The sequence below is a fragment of the Streptomyces sp. NPDC052721 genome (genome assembly GCF_040678315.1).
GTDB lineage: Bacteria > Actinomycetota > Actinomycetes > Streptomycetales > Streptomycetaceae > Streptomyces.
On record NZ_JBFATL010000018.1, the window covers coordinates 85,242 to 102,147 of the forward strand.

16 protein-coding genes and 1 pseudogene are annotated in these 16,906 nt (G+C 73.2%); 11 read left to right on the forward strand and 6 right to left on the reverse strand.

Going from position 1 to position 16,906, the window contains the following annotated elements; all coding sequences use genetic code 11:
* Positions 1-120 precede the first annotated feature (120 nt).
* Positions 121-2,136, reverse strand: a complete 2,016-nt coding sequence (locus AB0L21_RS19090; protein ID WP_365785232.1) for an RICIN domain-containing protein — start codon at positions 2,134-2,136, stop codon at positions 121-123.
* 190 nt (positions 2,137-2,326) lie between these two features.
* Here AB0L21_RS19090 and AB0L21_RS19095 point away from each other — a divergent pair.
* Positions 2,327-2,578: pseudogene (locus AB0L21_RS19095) on the forward strand (VOC family protein); the annotation flags it as partial.
* A gap of 200 nt (positions 2,579-2,778) precedes the next feature.
* On the opposite strand, the gene AB0L21_RS19100 reads toward AB0L21_RS19095, so the two are convergent.
* Complete coding sequence (locus AB0L21_RS19100) at positions 2,779-3,240, reverse strand: DUF4442 domain-containing protein (RefSeq protein WP_365706019.1); 462 nt, start codon at positions 3,238-3,240, stop codon at positions 2,779-2,781.
* A 61-nt stretch (positions 3,241-3,301) separates the two neighbouring features.
* Here AB0L21_RS19100 and AB0L21_RS19105 point away from each other — a divergent pair, with 61 nt between their 5' ends.
* On the forward strand, positions 3,302-4,333 hold the full coding sequence (locus AB0L21_RS19105; RefSeq protein WP_365785234.1) for a hypothetical protein: 1,032 nt from the start codon (positions 3,302-3,304) through the stop codon (positions 4,331-4,333).
* Between the two features lie 79 nt (positions 4,334-4,412).
* Positions 4,413-5,711 carry an MFS transporter gene (locus AB0L21_RS19110; protein ID WP_365785236.1) on the forward strand — a complete coding sequence of 433 codons (1,299 nt, stop codon included), beginning with the start codon at positions 4,413-4,415 and terminating at the stop codon, positions 5,709-5,711.
* Here the strand turns inward: AB0L21_RS19110 and AB0L21_RS19115 are convergent.
* Together AB0L21_RS19115 and tuf are read right to left on the reverse strand one after the other, a co-directional pair.
* Entirely contained in the window at positions 5,673-6,518 is an 846-nt protein-coding gene (locus tag AB0L21_RS19115) for a fused MFS/spermidine synthase (RefSeq protein WP_365785238.1), read from the reverse strand. The genes AB0L21_RS19110 and AB0L21_RS19115 overlap by 39 nt on opposite strands.
* 33 nt (positions 6,519-6,551) lie before the next feature.
* Positions 6,552-7,721: an elongation factor Tu gene (gene tuf / locus AB0L21_RS19120; RefSeq protein WP_365785239.1), complete on the reverse strand. Its 1,170-nt coding sequence runs from the start codon at positions 7,719-7,721 to the stop codon at positions 6,552-6,554.
* A gap of 373 nt (positions 7,722-8,094) precedes the next feature.
* On the opposite strand from tuf, the gene AB0L21_RS19125 reads away from it, so the two are divergent.
* From AB0L21_RS19125 to AB0L21_RS19135, 3 genes are all read left to right on the forward strand, one after another.
* Positions 8,095-9,246, forward strand: coding sequence for a glutathione-independent formaldehyde dehydrogenase (locus tag AB0L21_RS19125; protein WP_365706156.1), 1,152 nt, complete (start codon positions 8,095-8,097; stop codon positions 9,244-9,246).
* 172 nt (positions 9,247-9,418) lie between these two features.
* Positions 9,419-10,186 (forward strand): VTT domain-containing protein, encoded by a 768-nt coding sequence (locus AB0L21_RS19130; protein ID WP_365785241.1) that lies wholly within the window; start codon positions 9,419-9,421, stop codon positions 10,184-10,186.
* A 54-nt stretch (positions 10,187-10,240) separates the two neighbouring features.
* Positions 10,241-10,513, forward strand: coding sequence for a hypothetical protein (locus AB0L21_RS19135; protein WP_365785243.1), 273 nt, complete (start codon positions 10,241-10,243; stop codon positions 10,511-10,513).
* Positions 10,514-10,959: 446 nt separating this feature from the next.
* On the opposite strand, the gene AB0L21_RS19140 is transcribed toward AB0L21_RS19135, so the two are convergent.
* Positions 10,960-12,129 carry a thiolase family protein gene (locus tag AB0L21_RS19140; RefSeq protein WP_365785245.1) on the reverse strand — a complete coding sequence of 390 codons (1,170 nt, stop codon included), beginning with the start codon at positions 12,127-12,129 and terminating at the stop codon, positions 10,960-10,962.
* Positions 12,130-12,235: 106 nt separating this feature from the next.
* Here AB0L21_RS19140 and AB0L21_RS19145 point away from each other — a divergent pair, with 106 nt between their 5' ends.
* The 3 genes from AB0L21_RS19145 to AB0L21_RS19155 all read left to right on the forward strand — a co-directional run bounded on the left by AB0L21_RS19145 (position 12,236) and on the right by AB0L21_RS19155 (position 14,062).
* Positions 12,236-12,715 (forward strand): helix-turn-helix domain-containing protein, encoded by a 480-nt coding sequence (locus tag AB0L21_RS19145; RefSeq protein ID WP_365706061.1) that lies wholly within the window; start codon positions 12,236-12,238, stop codon positions 12,713-12,715.
* 96 nt (positions 12,716-12,811) lie between these two features.
* Entirely contained in the window at positions 12,812-13,687 is an 876-nt protein-coding gene (locus tag AB0L21_RS19150) for an undecaprenyl-diphosphate phosphatase (RefSeq protein WP_365706063.1), read from the forward strand.
* 195 nt (positions 13,688-13,882) lie between these two features.
* Entirely contained in the window at positions 13,883-14,062 is a 180-nt protein-coding gene (locus tag AB0L21_RS19155; RefSeq protein ID WP_079087956.1) for a hypothetical protein, read from the forward strand.
* Between the two features lie 57 nt (positions 14,063-14,119).
* Here AB0L21_RS19155 and AB0L21_RS19160 read toward each other — a convergent pair whose 3' ends face one another.
* Positions 14,120-14,740 carry a DUF4291 domain-containing protein gene (locus AB0L21_RS19160; protein ID WP_365785247.1) on the reverse strand — a complete coding sequence of 207 codons (621 nt, stop codon included), beginning with the start codon at positions 14,738-14,740 and terminating at the stop codon, positions 14,120-14,122.
* Between the two features lie 95 nt (positions 14,741-14,835).
* Here AB0L21_RS19160 and AB0L21_RS19165 point away from each other — a divergent pair, with 95 nt between their 5' ends.
* Both AB0L21_RS19165 and lnt read left to right on the forward strand, forming a co-directional pair.
* Positions 14,836-15,300 carry a nuclear transport factor 2 family protein gene (locus AB0L21_RS19165; RefSeq protein ID WP_365785249.1) on the forward strand — a complete coding sequence of 155 codons (465 nt, stop codon included), beginning with the start codon at positions 14,836-14,838 and terminating at the stop codon, positions 15,298-15,300.
* Positions 15,301-15,475: 175 nt separating this feature from the next.
* Positions 15,476-16,906, forward strand: a 1,431-nt coding sequence (lnt, locus tag AB0L21_RS19170) for an apolipoprotein N-acyltransferase (RefSeq protein WP_365785251.1), incomplete at its 3' end; no start/stop codon positions are given.

The following is a 16,906-nucleotide window of genomic DNA, read 5'->3' on the forward strand; positions in this document are numbered from 1 at the left end:
CTCGAACCGGGCCGACGGGATACGGACAGGACGGCCCGAGCGCGCTCCTGGGCGTACGACAGGGGGTCACCCGGTGAGGAGTGACCCCCGCGATCACGTCGGCAGAGCGCCGGCCGTCTGTCAGCCGAGCACCGTCGGTGCGGTCGCTGACGCGGCCCCGCCGGTACCGGTGCCGGGGCGCGCGTCCGGCGAGGTCAGCGCGTCGGTGACCGGGCCGAGAAGGTGGCCCGCCTCGGCCACGCCTCCCGCTTTCCCGGCCGGCCGTTCCGGCTGCGACCGCGCCGCACGGACCTGCGCGATGCGCGGCTCGCCCCGCTCCCCGCCGCCCTGACCGGAGCGCCCCGGCCTACCCCGCGAAGTGCCGCCGTCCCCCTCGCGCCCGGGAGCCTGCCCTGCGCCGCCCTCCGACGCCTCGGGCCGTCCGGCACCGGTTCCTCCGGACCCGCGAGACCCACCGGACTCACCGCGCTCACCCGGCGCACCCGGCGCACCCGGGGCCGCCGGTCCGGCGCCGAAGCCCTGCGGCCCGGCACCCGACCCGTCCGCCCGGGCGCCGAAGCCCTCCGGTCCGGCACCGGAACGCGCACTCCCGCCCGCGCCCGCCTCCAGCGCCCACCTCTGCTGCGCCGACCCGTCACGTTCCCCCACCTCGATCCCCGCGCCGGGACGGCCGGAACCCGGTGTCAGGGCCAGCCCGTGGTGCCGGCGCAGCAGGATCTCGCCGCGCACCGTGACGTCGTACGACACCTCCCCGGCGGGCGCGACGCAGGCGGCCGGCGTGACGCTCTTCGTCCTGGGGTCGGCGGCGAGGCAGAGGGTGGGGTCGGCGGCGCTGCGCAGCAGGCCGTCGTCCTGGTACGACCACTGCTGCGAGGCCGCCGCCGAGCACGGTGCGAGCCGGGCGCCCGCGCCCGGCGCGAGCCGGTGGCCGCGCACGTCCAGGCAGAGCCCGGAGGCCAGAGCGCGCAGGGCGCCGTGGGCGACCTCGACGGGTGCGCCGGCGGAGGCGGCGGAGGGCGAGGTGGCGGGCCGGGCGCCGGTGCCGTTCGGCCGCGTGGTGCCGCCGGCGGTAGCGCCCCAGGTGGCGCCGGGGCCGGGGACACCGTTGTCGTCGGACCGGCTCCGGACCACGAGGACGGTGGCGAGCAGCGCGAGCGAGGTGAGTCCGGCGCCGATGGCGACGGCCTTGCGGTGGCGGTGCCCGGGGCCGGTGCGGTGCCGGCCGCCGGTGACCGGGCGTGCGGCCGACGGGACCGGCGGGGGCGGCCCCTCCTCGGGGGCCGGGGGCGGCCACTCCTCGCGGACGCCGCGGGCGGGCCGTGAGTCGAGGTAGCGGCGGGCTCCCCAGCCGAGCACGGTCTCGGCGAGCAGCAGGGGCAGGCCGCCGTCGAAGAGGCCCAGTTGTTCGGCGGCGTACCGGCAGTGGGCGCAGACCGTCAGATGCCGGCGTACGTCCGGCAGCAGGGCGCCGCCGCGCCGGATGGGGACGTCGAGGAGCCGGTTGAGGAAGCGGCATTCCTTGGTGGGCGCGAGTTCACGGTGGGCGCGTACGCAACCGGCGCGGAATTGCTCGCGCGCCTGCTCCAGGGCGGTTGCCGCGGTGGCCGTGTCGACCCCCGACAGACCAGCGGGTATGTTTATGGGTTCGGCTTCGACCTCGGTGTGCCAGAGAAGGCATTGTGAGGCGCCGGGAAGGGCCCGGAATGCGCGGGCGGCGAGCCGTCTGCTTTCCGGCGGCCCGGGATTTGTGGCGCGCAGCCCGCGCCCGCCGGTGGTTTTGCGCAATTCCGGCAGGGCGATGCGGGCGGCCTCGTCCGCGGCCCAGGCGCGGACGGTGTCGCGGACGGCGACCAGCAGTTGCGGGCGCAGGGCGCCGCCGAGCACGCCGTCCGCCGTACGGCCGAGCACCTGGTGGAAGGCGGCGGTGGCCACCAGCTGGGCGCTGGGCCCGGCGGCGGCCAGGCAGACCACGGCGTAGTCGCGGGTGGCCCGCCAGTGCCGGGCGAGCAGCAGCGCGACGGCGTGGTGGTGGCCGTCGTCCGGGCCGCTGAGCCGGGCGACGAGCGCGCGGTCGGACTCCCCGGCCGGGCCGGGCAGGGGTGGATGGGGCGGGCGTGGGGGGTGAGAGGACTGCACGGAACCATTTCCTTCCGTGGGGAGGCTCACCTTGGCACAGGCGGCTCAGAGGAAACAAGACGCGGGAATGCCTCCGGCCGCGAAGTCGGTTTACCGCACAAGGGTTACCGCGGGTATCCCCGAACCGGCCCCCGATCAGCCGTCCGGATCCCTACCGGGATACGGGCAACAGGGCCCCTGCTGTGCGCCGATGTCATCGCTCAAGCAGTTCCAAGTCACCTTCGACTGCGCGGAACCCGAGCGAGTCGCTCGTTTTGGGTGCGAGGTGTCGGGATACGTCGTATCGCCGCCACCGGCGGGGTTTGCGACGTGGGATGATTTCGATCGCTCGCGGCCGACTGAGGACCGGGGTTCATGGTTCGCACGCAGCGATCCCTCGGGCGTGGGCCCGCGACTGTTCCTCCAGCGCGTCCCCGAAGGAAAGGTCGTCAAGAATCGGGTGCGGGACATCGAGGGCGACGGGTTCTGTCTCGGCCGAGCGGCCTCTCTCGTGCGGTGGCCCCGACGGCGCGTACGGCGCTCTCGGTCCAGTTGGGGCCGCTCACCACAACTGACGTGGAAACCCGGGCTGTCGACGGCGCGGGGCGTCGGCCGCCACCGCGCGGCGCCCCGCTCCGGCACGTCGGGAGCGGGGCGCGGTGCTCACTTCGGCCGGTCGGCGGGCCGGAGGGTCCACACGACGGTCATCTCGCCGGTGACGGCGCCGTCCGCGCGCCGTATCTCGATCGACACCGGGAACTCGGGGCGCTGTCCGGCGTCCAGTTCGGCGACGACCTCGGCGGCCGGGCGGCCCAGCGTCGCGGTCGCGGTGACGACGCCCATGGCCAGCTTCTTGTAGGCGATCTCGGCCCGCACGGCGAGCGGCACGGCGCGCGAGAGCTGGTCCCCGAAGGCGGCCAGCACGATGGCACCGCTGGCCGACTCCCCGAGGGTGAACATCGCACCGGCGTGCGGGCCGCCCACGTGGTTGTGGTACGCGCTCTGGTCCGGCAGGGAGACCACGGCCTTGTCGGGCGCGGTCTCCAGGAACTCCAGGTTGAGGGTCCGGGCCATGGGCACGGTGGCGGCGAGCATGTCGCCGATCGACATCTGGTCTGCGCTCATGGCCGTCATGTTACTCACGAGTAGCCGAGCCTGACCAGGGAAGCCACTAGGGTTACTGGCCATGTGGCCAGATCAGCAGCCGCCGGGGGGCGCGCCCAACCCGCAGCACAACCAGCAGAACAACCCGTATCAGCAGCCTGGTTACCAGCAGCCGAACCCGTACCAGCAGCCCGGCTACCAGCAGTACCCGCAGGCCGGCCCGTACGGACAGCAGCCGCAGTGGGGCCGGCCGGGGCAGCCCCCCGGCGCGCCCGCGCCCCAGCCCCCGCAGGGCGGTGGCGGCCGCACCAAGCTCGTCGCGATCGTCGCGGCCACGGCCGTCGTCGTCACCGCCGCCGTGACCGGCTATCTGGTGCTCGGCGGTTCGCAGCACGACGAGGCGGACAACGGCAAGGGCGGACAGCACACGAGCCCGTCGCCGACGGCCACCGAGCCCGCCCCGCCCACGTCGTCCGCGACCGGCGACCCGCGCGGCACCGAGACCGAGAAGCCGACCGTGGCGGGCTGGAAGGTCGTGGTCAATCCCAAGTACGGCACGGCCTTCGACGTACCCGCCGACTGGGAGGTGGAGCGGCCCGGCGTCTTCTCCTTCTTCGAGGACGAGGCCAAGGGCGACGGCTCCGCGTACATCGGCTTCTCCGGCTCCACGTTCCTGAAGCCGGACTACTGCACCTCCGACCACAGCGGCACCAAGGAGTCGCACGCGCTCGCGGGCAGCGGCACGAAGGGCGAGAACGGCGCCAAGGACACCGCGAGCATCGCCCGCGGCGACTCCGCCACCTTCGCCTTCGGCGGATACACCGACCAGTCGGAGGCCGCCAAGAAGTACCTGCGGATCGGCAAGGCGAAGCCCTTCACGACGGCGTCGGGCGTGCAGGGCAGCGTCGCGACGTCGTACGTCATCGGCGTGCCGAAGGAGAACAAGTGCGACACCGACGGCAAGGCCACCACGTTCGCCTTCAAGAACTCCACGGGCAGCTTCGTCTCGTGGACGTTCTACGGCGCGAAGGGCGTCAAGGACGAAGTGCCCGACGCGACCATGAACAAGATCCTCAGCACGGTGCGACTGCACGGCGACCCGATCGCGGACTGACTCCCACGGGATCCGCCCCCGCCCACGACGTCCGCGGACTCACTTGGCACAGGGGGAGCCGGGCGGGGATATTCGGCCGGTGACCCAGACCGCCGGCTCCCCCGCCCGCCCCCGTGGCCCCGCCCGGGCGGGGCGCACCTACTCCCTGCTGACCGCTGCCGCCATCGTGACGAGCCTCGGTGCGAACGGCTCGCTGATCGCCGCCGCGTTCGCCGTGCTGGAGTCGGGCGGCGACGGCGGGGACGTCGGCCTCGTCGCCGCCTCCCGCACCCTGCCGCTGGTGGTCTTCCTGCTCGTCGGCGGCGCGGTCGCGGACCGGCTCCCCCGGCACCGGGTGATGGTCGCCGCCAACACGCTCAACTGCCTCTCCCAGGCGGCGTTCGCGGCCCTCGTCCTCGCCGGTGAGCCCCGGCTGTGGCAGATGATGCTGCTCACCGCGCTCGGCGGGACCGGGCAGGCGTTCTTCGGGCCCGCCGCGGAGGGCATGCTGATGTCCTCCGTGGAGGGCGAACACGCGGGCCGGGCGTTCGCCGTCTTCCGCATGGCCACGCAGGGCGCGGCCCTCGGTGGCGCGGCACTGGGCGGCGCCCTGGTCGCGGCCGTAGGCCCCGGCTGGGTGCTCGCCCTCGACGCGGCGGCCTTCGCCGTCGCCGCCGCACTGCGCTCCTTCCTCGATGTGCGTCACATCCCGCCGCGCGCGCCGGGCGGGGGCATGCTGGCCGATCTCCGCGAGGGCTGGCGGGAGTTCAGCGGCCGGCCCTGGCTGTGGGGCATCGTCGTGCAGTTCTCGATCGCCAACGCGGTGGTCGGCGCGGCCGACGCGGTCTACGGCCCCCTCGTGGCCCGCGACAGCCTGGGCGGCGCGGGCCCCTGGGGCCTGGCTCTGGCCGCGTTCGGCGCGGGCACGGTGGCCGGCGCCCTGTTGATGACCCGCTGGAAGCCCCGCCGTCTGCTGCTGGCCGGCACGCTGTGCGTCTTCCCGCTGGCCCTGCCGGGGGCCGCGCTGGCCGTGCCGGTGCCGGCGGGCGTGCTGTACGGGGTGATGTTCGTCGCGGGTACGACGGTGGAGGTGTTCGGCGTCTCCTGGATGACCGCGCTGCACCAGGAGATCCCCGAGGACAAGCTCTCCCGGGTTTCGGCCTACGACTGGTTCGGCTCGGTCTCGCTCATGCCGCTCGCCACGGCCCTGGCCGGCCCGGCGGAGGCCGCCGTCGGCCGCACGGCCGCCCTGTGGGGCTGCGCCGGCCTGGTGGTCCTGGTCACCGCCCTGGTGCTGCTGGTCCCGGACGTCCGCGGCCTCACCCGCCGCACCCACCCGGTCGCCGGCGCCCCGGCGTCGTCAGCCGATGCCGAACGCCCCGTCGGGGGGCTCGGGTGACGGTACCGCGTCGGCGTCCTCGACCGGCCGCGCCGCACCGGTGAACTCCCGCACCGCCGCGCCGTGTTCGACCCGCGCCGGGAAGGCGTCCGCCGCGGCGCGCCGGGCCGGCGTGGCGGTGTCCAGCGGCCGGTGCGAGGCCACGACCACCGCGTTCCCGAACCGCCGCCCGCGCAGCACGGCCGGCTCAGCGATCAGCGCCAGCTCCTCGAACACCGCTGCCAGCGTGGCCAGTTGGGACCGGAGGAACGCGAACGGCGCCGCGTCCGCGAGGTTGGCCAGATACACCCCGTCGGGCCGCAGCACCCGCTCGGCCTCACGGACGTAGCCGAGCGTGGTCAGGTGCGCCGGCACCCGGGACCCGCCGAACACGTCGGCGATCAGCACATCGGCGTGGTCGTCCGGCGCGCCCTCCAGCCAGACCCGGGCATCGGCCGCGTGCAGCGCGATGCCCGAGTCCTCCGGCAGCGGCAGCCGCTCGGTGACCAGCTCCAGAAGTGCCCGGTCGGCCTCGACGACGTCCTGCCGGGAGCCGGGGCGGGTGGCGGCGAGGTACCGGGGCAGCGTGAGCGCTCCCCCGCCCAGGTGCACCGCGTCCACCGCCCGCCCGGCCTCGGCGACGGTGTCCAGGACGTACCCCAGCCGCCGCGCGTACTCGAACTCCAGATACTCCGGATCGTCGAGGTCGACGTACGACTGCGGCGCTCCGTCGACCGTGAGCAGCCAGGCCCGCTCACGGTCGACGTCGGGCATCAGCTTGGCGGTGCCGTGGTCCGTGGTGCGGGTGACGGGTATCGATGCGTTCACCTCTCCATTGTCGGCGTCCGCATCCCCGTCCCTTCACCCCACGGCGACGACGGTCCCCGCTCCCACGGTCCGCCCGCCCTCACGGACGGCGAAGCCGAGCCCCGGCTCCAACGGCACCTCCCGTCCCAGCTCGACGGTCATCTCCATCGTGTCCCCGGGCCGGGCCACGGCCGCCTCGCCGAGGTCGACGGAGCCGACGACGTCCGCCGTCCTGATGTAGAACTGCGGCCGGTAGCCGCTGACGACCGGCGTCGTACGACCCCCCTCACGCGCGGACAGCACGTACACCCGCGCCGTGAACCGCCGGCTCGGCACCACACTGCCCGGCGCCGCGACCACGTGCCCGCGCCGGACGGCGTCCCGGGGCACCCCCCGCAGCAGCAGCGCCACGTTGTCGCCGGCCTGCGCCTCCTCCATCGGCTTGCCGAAGGTCTCGATCCCGGTGACCACGGTCTCGGTGTCCGCGCCCAGCACCGTCACCCGGTCGCCCAGCCGGAGGGTCCCGCGCTCCACGGCTCCGGTCACGACCGTGCCCCGCCCGGTGATGGTCAGCACGTTCTCCACCGGCAGCAGGAACGGCGCGTCCAGATACCGCTCCGGCATCGGCACGTAGGTGTCCACGGCGTCGAGCAGCGCCTCGATGGACGCCGTCCAGCGCGGGTCGCCCTCCAGGGCCTTCAGCCCGGAGACGCGGACGACGGGTACGGCGTCGCCCGGGTACCCGTGGGTGGTGAGCAGGTCGCGTACCTCCAGTTCGACCAGGTCGGTCAGCTCCTCGTCCCCCGCGTCCGCCTTGTTCAGCGCGACCACGATGTGGTCGACGCCGACCTGCCGGGCGAGCAGGACGTGTTCGGCGGTCTGCGGCATGATCCCGTCGAGCGCGGAGACGACCAGGACGGCCCCGTCGAGCTGGGCGGCGCCGGTGACCATGTTCTTGACGTAGTCGGCGTGGCCCGGCATGTCGACGTGGGCGTAGTGCCGGGTGTCGGTCTCGTACTCGACGTGGGCGATGTTGATGGTGATGCCGCGGGCGGCCTCCTCCGGGGCGCGGTCGATGCGGTCGAACGGCACGAAGGTGCCGGTGCCGCGCTCGGCGAGGACCTTGGTGATGGCGGCGGTCAGGGTGGTCTTGCCGTGGTCGACGTGACCCATGGTGCCGATGTTCAGGTGCGGCTTGGTGCGCACGTAGGCCGTTTTGGACATGGCTGTACCTCGAAGTCTCTCAGCCGTGACAGAAGACGCGGGACCCCCGGGACTGGCCGACCCTCCCCCTGCGGGGTCCGCCGGACGATCCGGAGAGGGTCAGCTTCGGGCGCCGTCGACGGCGGCCACGAGGTGCGGGACGGCAGCCTTCGGAGCATCCGCGACGGCGGATGCTGCGACGAGGAAGGCGTACCGGAACATGCCGTCGATCATCGCCGACGGCGTGTCCGGCGTCGAACGGTTTTCGTGGTCATGCGTTGCCCGCAACTTAGATGCGCAATACATCGATCATTCTCGACGTGGCTTGCAACCCCTTCCGTACGGGCGTTCCCTGGAAGACAGGGGGGTGACGCTCGACGCGGAGGTGACAGACGTGAAAGCCGTCGTCTACGAAGAGCCTTTCAGCGTGGTGGTGAAGGAGGTCCAGGACCCTCGGATCCAGCACCCCAACGACGTTCTCGTACGGGTCACGTCGACAGCCATATGCGGCTCGGACCTGCACATGTACGAGGGCCGCACGGCGGCCGAGGCGGGCATCGTCTTCGGACACGAGAACCTGGGCATCATCGAGGAGGTCGGCAGCGGGGTGACCTCCCTGTCCGAGGGTGACCGCGTCGTGATGCCCTTCAACGTCGCCTGCGGATTCTGCAAGAACTGTCTCGTCGGAAGGACCGGCTTCTGCCTGACGGTCAACCCCGGATTCGCCGGCGGGGCCTACGGCTATGTGGCGATGGGGCCGTTCATCGGCGGCCAGGCCGAGCGGCTGCGGGTGCCGTACGCCGACTTCAACTGCCTGAAGCTGCCTCCGGGCGAGGAGTTCGAGACGGACTTCGTGCTGCTCGCGGACATCTTCCCGACCGGCTATCACGGTTGCGAACTCGCCCAGGTCTCCCCCGGTGAGTCCGTGGCCGTCTTCGGCGCCGGACCGGTGGGCCTGATGGCCGCCTACTCGGCACTGCTGCGCGGTGCGGCGAAGGTCTTCTCCGTCGACCGGGTGCCCGAGCGGCTGGCCAAGGCGGAGCAGATCGGAGCCATCCCCATCGACTTCACCAAGGGCGACCCGGCGGAGCAGATCAAGGAACAGACCGGAGGTGAGGGAACCGACAAGGGCGTCGACGCCGTCGGCTACCAGGCCCAGGCCCACGACGCCAGCCACGAGGAACCCGCCATCGTCCTCAACGAGTTGGTCGAGACGGTACGGCCGACGGGCATGCTCGGCGTACCGGGTCTGTACGTGCCCTCGGACCCTGGCGGCCCGGACGAGCACGCCAAGCACGGCCAGCTGCTGGTCTCCATCGGCAGGATGTTCGAGAAGGGCCAGCAGATGGGCACGGGTCAGTGCAACGTCAAGCGGTACAACCGCCAGCTGCGCGACATGATCATCGCCGGGCGGGCCAAGCCCAGCTTCGTGGTCTCCCACGAGCTGCCGCTGGACCAGGCGCCGCAGGCGTACGAGAAGTTCGACAAGCGGATCGAGGGCTACACCAAGGTGGTCCTGCACCCCGGTCACGCTCTGGCCGCATGAGGCACGCGGGCCGGCTCGCCGCGTGAGGCACGGGTCCAGGCGTCATGAACGCCTGGACCCTTCTCGTTCGCCTTCTCGTTCACCGGGGTCCGGGGGACGCCGGTGCCATGCTGTGACGCTCACGGGACACAGCTGACGGCGATCACACACGTTCGTCGGTTAATGTCATCGGATGCTCGATGCCAACCGCTCTGGCACCGCCACGGCCTCTCCCCGGGCCGCCGCCCAGGAGCTCGTCGTCCCCGTTCTCCCCCTGCGCCCCGCGGGGTTGGCCGCCCGCTGCACGCGCGTGCTGCTGTCCCCGTACGCCCGGCTGTCGCTGTTGCTCGCCCTGCTCGTGGGTGCCGCCGCCTGCGTGCTGCTCTTCGAGCCGCAGCGGCTGCTGACGCACGGCTGGCCGTCGCAGCTCGGCGGGGCCGCCGCGGCCGTCGTGTTCGCCGCGGCGTACGGGCTGTGCACCGTGGCGTTCGTGCCGCGGCCCTTGCTGAACCTGGCCGCGGGCGCGCTGTTCGGCTCGCAGCTGGGACTGGCGACGGCGCTGGCGGGCACGGTGCTCGGCGCCGGGGTGGCCTTCGGACTGGGCCGGCTCCTCGGGCAGGACGCGCTGCGCCCGCTGCTGCGGGGCCGCTGGCTGCGGGCGGCCGACGGGCAGCTCAGCCGGCACGGGTTCCGGTCCATGCTGGCCGTGCGGCTCTTCCCCGGGGTGCCGTTCTGGGCGGCGAACTACTGCGCGGCCGTCTCCCGCATGGGCTGGCTGCCCTTCCTGCTGGCCACCGGTCTCGGCTCGATCCCGAACACGGCCGCCTACGCCGTCGCCGGCGCCCGCGCCTCGGCGCCGACCTCCCCCGCCTTCCTGATCGCGATGGCCTGCATCGCCGTACCGGCGCTGGCGGGCACGGTGGTGGCCTGGCGCAAGCGCCACCGGTTGCGCGGCCGGTGAGCACCGGCGCTCGTCCGCCGAGGAGCGCCTTCGACGTGGTCCGGCGTCATCGCCGTGGCCGGCCCGCTGCCCCGCGACGCGTGCACCGCGCCACTCACGTCCCCGCGCGAGCGCGCCACCGCCGGCACGAAGCAGCAGGCGACGGCGCTGCGCGTGACGCCCGGCGAACAGGGGGGCGGACCCTCGGTGACCATCGGCGAACCCGCCACGCCACTCGCCTCCCCACGCCAGCGCGCCACCGCCGGCACGGAGCCGCAGGCGACGGCGCTGCGCGTGACGCCGGGCGAACAGGGGGCGGCCCTGGGTGACCATCGGCGGGCCCTGTGACACCGCGAGGATCTTCGCCTGACCGGCGCGGGCCGGGAAGCCGTCGAGGCGGCGCGGGCGCCGGGCGAGCCAGGAAGCCTTCAACGCGCACGGCGGCGCACGAGCCAGGAAGCCGGCAAGGCGCACGGCGGCGCGCGAGCCAGGAAGCCGGCAAGAGGCGCGGGCGGCGTCCCCTGTGACCCGCTCCGCCGTGACCGCCCCCTCGGTCGCGGTCTCCGTCCTCGAACCGTCCCCTTCGCCGAACCGGCCGGCCAGGCGGCCCTCGCCGCGTCCGGCTCGTGCCGGCCGCACGCCGGGAGGCGGCCGTCGCGGCGGCCGACGGGCTGGTGACCGCCGCCGGGCGGGGTCATGGCCTGTGACCGGCGACCCCCGGGCGCCCCGGCGGTGGCCGGCACGCCGCTCGGGGTTGTCCTGCCCCCGTCCGGTCCCGTGACCGGAGTCCGGGCTCAGACGCCTTCCAGGATCATCGCGTTGGCGAGTCCGCCCGCCTCGCACATGGTCTGCAGGGCGTAGCGGGCGCCGCGTTCGCGCATCGCGTGGACCAGGGTCGTGGTCAGGCGGGTGCCGCTGGCGCCGAGGGGGTGACCGAGGGCGATGGCGCCGCCGTGGACGTTGACCTTGGCGAGGTCGGCGCCGGTCTCCTGCTGCCAGGCGAGCACCACGCTGGAGAAGGCCTCGTTGACCTCGAACAGGTCGATGTCGTCCAGCTTGAGTCCGGCCCGGCGCAGCACCTTCTCGGTGGCCGGGATGACCCCGGTGAGCATCAGCAGCGGGTCGGAGCCGGTCACGGCGAAGCTGTGGAGGCGGGCCAGCGGGCGCAGGCCGAGCCGGGCCGCGGTGTCGCTGGAGGTGATCAGGACGGCGGAGGCGCCGTCGTTGATGGGGCTCGCGTTGCCCGCGGTGACGTTCCACTCGATCTGCGGGAAGCGTTCGGCGAAGCCGGGGTCGTAGTAGGCGGGCTTGAGGCCGGCGAGGGTCTCCGGGGTGCTGTCCGGGCGGACGCACTCGTCGCGGGCGACGCCGTCCAGCGGTGCGACCTCGGCGTCGAAGAGCCCGGTCCGCCACGCGGCGGCGGCCTTGTGGTGCGAGGAGACGGCGAACTCGTCCATCCGCGCGCGGGTGAGGGACCACTTGGCGGCGATGAGTTCGGCGCTGATCCCCTGCGGAACGAGGCCGTCCGGGTAGCGCTCGGCGACGCCGGGCCCGAACGGGTCCTTGCCCGCGGGCACGTTGGACCACATCGGCACCCGGCTCATCGACTCCACACCGCAGGCGACGACGAGGTCGTACGCGCCCGAGATCACGCCCTGTGCGGCGAAGTGGACGGCCTGCTGGGAGGAGCCGCACTGGCGGTCCACGGTGGTCGCCGGGACGGACTCGGGCAGGCCGGCGGCGAGCACGGCGTACCGGGTGGTGTTCATGGCCTGCTCGCCGACCTGGTCGACGGTGCCGCCGATCACGTCGTCGATCAACACCGGGTCGACGCCGGAGCGCTCGACCAGGGTGCGCAGGGTGTGGGCGAGGAGTTGCACGGGGTGGACGTGGGCGAGGGAGCCGTTCGGCTTGCCCTTGCCGACGGGGGTGCGTACGGCTTCGACGATGACCGCGTCTCGCATGGCGCCGGCCTCCAGCTTGATCGGACGAGCTACCGGTGAGTAGGAAATGCGAACTCACCATAACTCCTTGGGTTGGAAAATCAAACCCTCCCTTAGACTGGGCCGCATGGCCGCCACGAAGGACACGAAGGATTCGCGCCCCTGCTCCATCGCCGACGCGCTCGCGGTCGTCGGCGAGAAGTACTCCCTGCTCGTCCTGCGGGAGGTGTGCCTGGGCAACGGCCGCTTCGACCAGCTCGTGCGCAACATCGGCGCCCCGCGCGACATCCTGTCCGCCCGGCTGCGCCGCCTCGTGGAGGCCGGCATCCTCACCAAGCGCCTCTACAGCGAGCGCCCCCAGCGCTTCGAGTACCGGCCCACGCAGGCCGGGCTGGAGCTGGAGCCGGTCCTGATGACCCTCAAGGAGTGGGGCGACCGGCATCTGCGCAAGGGCGTCGACCTGCCCATGGCCGTCGAACACAGCTGCGGCAGCGAACTGGTGCCGGTGGTCACGTGCCAGGCCTGCGGCGACCCCGTGCGCCACGAGGACCTGACGGCCCGTCCGCAGGCCCCGGGCTGGAGCGTCACCGGGCCGTCGGCCGCGTAGCAGGGACCTCGCCGCCGCGCCGCCGGCGGGGCCCGCTACGCTTCCTCCGTCACATGATCACCTCTTCATCCCTCAGCGCTTGGACGCCACACCTTCATGTCTTGGTTTGAATCCCTCGTCCTCGGACTCGTCCAGGGGCTGACCGAGTTCCTGCCCGTCTCCTCCAGCGCGCACCTGCGGCTGACCGCGGCGTTCTCGGGCTGGAAGGACCCGGGGGCGGCCTTCACGGCCATCACGCAGATCGGCACGGAGACCGCGGTCCTCATCTACTTCCGCAAGGACATCGGCCGGATCATCTCGTCCTGGTTCCGCTCGCTGTTCGACAAGACGATGCGGCACGACCACGACGCACAGATGGGCTGGCTGGTGATCGTCGGCTCGATCCCGATCGGGGTGCTGGGCGTGACGCTGAAGGACCAGATCGAGGGACCGTTCCGCGATCTGCGGATCACCGCCACGATGCTCATCGTCATCGGCGTGATCATCGGCATCGCCGACCGGATGGCGGCCCGCGACGAGACCGGCGGCCGGCACCGGGCGCCCAAGCAGCGCAAGAACCTGGAGAACCTCGGCGTCAAGGACGGCCTGATCTTCGGCCTCTGCCAGGCCTGTGCCCTCATCCCCGGCGTCTCCCGCTCCGGCGCGACCATCAGCGGCGGCCTGTTCATGGGCTACAAGCGTGAGGCCGCGGCCCGCTACTCCTTCCTGCTCGCCATCCCGGCCGTCCTCGCCTCCGGCGCCTTCGAGGTGAAGGACTCGCTGGGCGAGGGCCATGTGGACTGGCCGCCGACCCTCTTCGCGACGGTGATCGCTTTCGCGTCGGGATACGCGGTCATCGCGTGGTTCATGAAGTGGATCTCCAACAAGAGCTTCATGCCGTTCGTCTGGTACCGCGTCGCCCTCGGCGTGGTGATCATCGCGCTGGTCGGCGCCGGCGCACTGAGCCCGCACGCGGCGGAGTCGGCGGGCTGACGGCCCGCGCCACCACCTCTGTTTCGGACATCTTCGCGCCCGCGGCGGCCCGCCCATGACCTGGGCAACGCCCCGCGGGCGCCGGGCACTCTGCGGCCACGAACGGGCAACCGGGCAGCGCCGGTGACCAACCCCATACCTTCTGCGTAGCGGTCCGGTAGCGCACGGTCAGCCCTTGCCCCTAGGCTGGTCGGCATGTCCCCCGAATCCCTGCCCCCTGGTTCCGTGCGCTCTGCTGCCGAGGTGAACGAGCAGATCCGGGCGCTGTGGCTGCGTGCGGGCGGCACCCTGTCGGCGCAGGAGCGCGCGGAGTACGAGCTGTTGGTGATCGAGTGGGCGGAGGCGATCCGCGGTCAGGTCATCGAGGCGGCCTGAGACGACCTTTGCGCACCTCGCCCGGCACCCGCGCCCCCGCGAGCACCCCGCGTCGCCCTACGCCCGCAGATGCGCCAGCACCTCGTCGGCCACCGGATACGGCGACTCCTCGGGCAGCAGCCGCTTCGCCCGCTCCGGTTCCCCCGCCCGCACCAGCCCGTGGATCTCCGTGGCCAGGGGTGTGACGTCCTCGATGCCGACGATCCACTCGTCGGCGTACCGGGCCGCCGCCTCCCCGGCGAGGCCGAGCTGCAACGACCGGTACGGCAGCGGGTCGAGGTGCAGATCCCGCTCCGGGTCCCACTGGACACGGGCCGGGCAGCGAGCCAACTCCGCCTTCCAGGCGGCCTGGTCCGCGTGGAGCGCGGGCACGTAGTGGGACAGGCAGGCATGACGCAGCGCCCATTCGAAGCCGTCCCTGCTGATCTCGACGGCCAGGACGGTCTCCTGGTCCTCCTTGGTGCCCCAGCCGCAGCGGTACATCATCCACAGGAACGACGGCTTGATCCAGCTCATCCGGTCCCGCTTCCAGGCGGACAGAAAGCGTCCGGTGCGGGCGGCCGCTCGGCCGATCTTCGGGCGGTAGGCCTGGTAGACGGTGACCGTGGTGTCCGTGTGCCGGGCGCGGATACGGAACGTGGGCTCGGTGCCGACGAGTTGTTCGTCCTGTTCGTTCACCGGGACAGGTTCGGCCGCCGGACCCGCCCCGCACCACCGAATATTCACACCGCACACCTCTTGGCTCCGCGCCCGCCGTGCCCAACACTGTGCCGATGACCCAGCGTGCGGAGTTCGCGACCGTGAGGGACCGCCTGGCCGTGGACGACCTGGTCACCGCGTACGCGGTGGCGGTGGACGACGGCGACTGGACGGCGTACCGAGGGCTGTTCACGGCGGACGGACGCGCCGACTACCGCTCGGCGGGCGGTATCGAGGGCGACGCGGGCCGGGTCGCCGCCTGGCTCGCCGAGAGCCTGACCCTGTTCGCCATGCGCCAGCACCTGATCGTCAACCGCCAGGTCCGCTTCGGCATCCTGGACCAGGACACCGGCGACACCGCCCGCGTCCGCGCCGACTACCTCAACCCCATGCGCTTCACCGGCCCCCACGGCTCCGCGGCCCCGGACCTGGTGTGCGGCGGCCGTTACGACTTCGGGCTCCTGCGCACCACCGAGGGCTGGCGCCTGAGCGAGGTCGTCGTGCACGAGAAATGGCGCCGCGGGCCAGGCGCACCGTAGGGCCGCGAGCTCACAAGGGGCGCGGGGCTGTACCGACATGCGGTTCCGCCGCGGTGGCGCGACCACCCACCTCATGCCCGCGGAACGCCGTACGACCGCCCCGCCCGGGCCGGAAGGCGCACGCCCGCACACTCACCGCGCACACTGGACCTATCGCTGGGTAGGGAGGCTCCCTATGAAGACGATCAACCGTTGGCTGACCTCCCCCTGGCGCCGCTCGGCCACCGCCGCCCTCACCGGTGCCCTGCCGGTGCTCGCGTTCCCGGCCCCGTCGCTGTGGTGGTTCGCGTACATCGCGCTCGTGCCGTGGATCCTGCTCGCCCGCTCCGCGCCGACCGGGCGGCGAGCCGCGTACGACGGCTGGTGGGGCGGCATCGGCTTCCTGACAGCCGTCCACCACTGGCTGCTGCCGAGCCTGCACGTGTTCATCTTCCTGATCGCCGCGCTGCTGGGCCTGCTCTGGGCGCCCTGGGGCCTGCTGGTGCGCCGGTTCCTGGGCGGGGTGCCGTCGGCCGGCCGGTGTGCCGCCGCACTGGTGGTGCTGCCGTCGGCCTGGCTGGCGGTGGAGCTGGTCCGGTCCTGGCAGGGGCTCGGCGGGCCGTGGGGCATGCTCGGCGCGAGCCAGTGGCAGGTGGGCCCGGCGCTGCGGCTGGCGTCGGTCGGGGGGGTCTGGCTGCTCAGCTTCCTGGTGGTGGCCGTCAATGTGGCGGTGGCCGTGCTGCTCGCCGTCCGCGCGTCGCGGGTGCCGGCCGTGGCCTCGCTGGTCGCCACGGCCGCCGCGACCTCGGCCGCGTGGGCCTGGGCGCCGCGTCCGGACGTCGACGGGCGGGTGCGGATCGCCGTCGTACAGCCGGGGGTCGTGGCCGGGCAGGACAGCGGCGACAAGCGGTTCGACCGGGAGGAGCGGCTGACCCGGCGGCTCGCCGGGCAGGGCGCCGACCTGGTCGTGTGGGGCGAGTCCAGCGTCGGCTTCGACCTGGACGACCGCCCCGACCTCACCCGTAGGCTCGCCGCGCTGTCCCGCGAGACCGGCGCCGATGTGCTGGTGAACGTGGACGCCCGTCGCTCCGACCGGCCCGGCATCTACAAGAGTTCGGTGCTGGTCGGCCCGGACGGCCCGACCGGCGACCGGTACGACAAGATGCGGCTGGTCCCGTTCGGCGAGTACATACCGGCCCGTTCGCTGCTCGGCTGGGCCACCTCGGTGGGCCGGGCCGCGGGCGAGAACCGGCACCGCGGCACCGAACAGACCGTGATGAACGTCGGACACGGGCTGCGGATCGGCCCGCTGATCTGCTTCGAGACGGCGTTCCCCGACATGAGCCGGCACCTCGCCGAGGACGGCGCGGACGTCCTCCTCGGCCAGTCGTCCACCTCCTCCTTCCAGCGCAGCTGGGCGCCGGAGCAGCACGCCTCGCTGGCCGCGCTGCGCGCCGCGGAGACGGGCCGCCCGATGGTGCACGCCACCCTCACGGGCGTCTCGGCGGTGTACGGCCCGGGCGGGCAGCGCCTCGGTCCGTGGCTCGGCACCGACGCGAGCGCCGCGCGCGTGTACGACGTACCGCTCGCGCACGGCGTCACGCCGTACGTCCGCTACGGCGACTGG

Bases quoted from the DNA above. Each gene is read 5' to 3' on its own strand.
- AB0L21_RS19100 (WP_365706019.1), bottom strand. From the start codon at position 3,240: ATGAGCGCAGACCAGATGTCGATCGGCGACATGCTCGCCGCCACCGTG.
- AB0L21_RS19105 (WP_365785234.1), top strand. From the start codon at position 3,302: ATGTGGCCAGATCAGCAGCCGCCGGGGGGCGCGCCCAACCCGCAGCAC.
- tuf (WP_365785239.1), bottom strand. From the start codon at position 7,721: ATGTCCAAAACGGCCTACGTGCGCACCAAGCCGCACCTGAACATCGGC.
- AB0L21_RS19130 (WP_365785241.1), top strand. From the start codon at position 9,419: ATGCTCGATGCCAACCGCTCTGGCACCGCCACGGCCTCTCCCCGGGCC.
- AB0L21_RS19140 (WP_365785245.1), bottom strand. From the start codon at position 12,129: ATGCGAGACGCGGTCATCGTCGAAGCCGTACGCACCCCCGTCGGCAAG.
- AB0L21_RS19145 (WP_365706061.1), top strand. From the start codon at position 12,236: ATGGCCGCCACGAAGGACACGAAGGATTCGCGCCCCTGCTCCATCGCC.
- AB0L21_RS19150 (WP_365706063.1), top strand. From the start codon at position 12,812: ATGTCTTGGTTTGAATCCCTCGTCCTCGGACTCGTCCAGGGGCTGACC.
- AB0L21_RS19155 (WP_079087956.1), top strand. From the start codon at position 13,883: ATGTCCCCCGAATCCCTGCCCCCTGGTTCCGTGCGCTCTGCTGCCGAG.
- AB0L21_RS19165 (WP_365785249.1), top strand. From the start codon at position 14,836: ATGACCCAGCGTGCGGAGTTCGCGACCGTGAGGGACCGCCTGGCCGTG.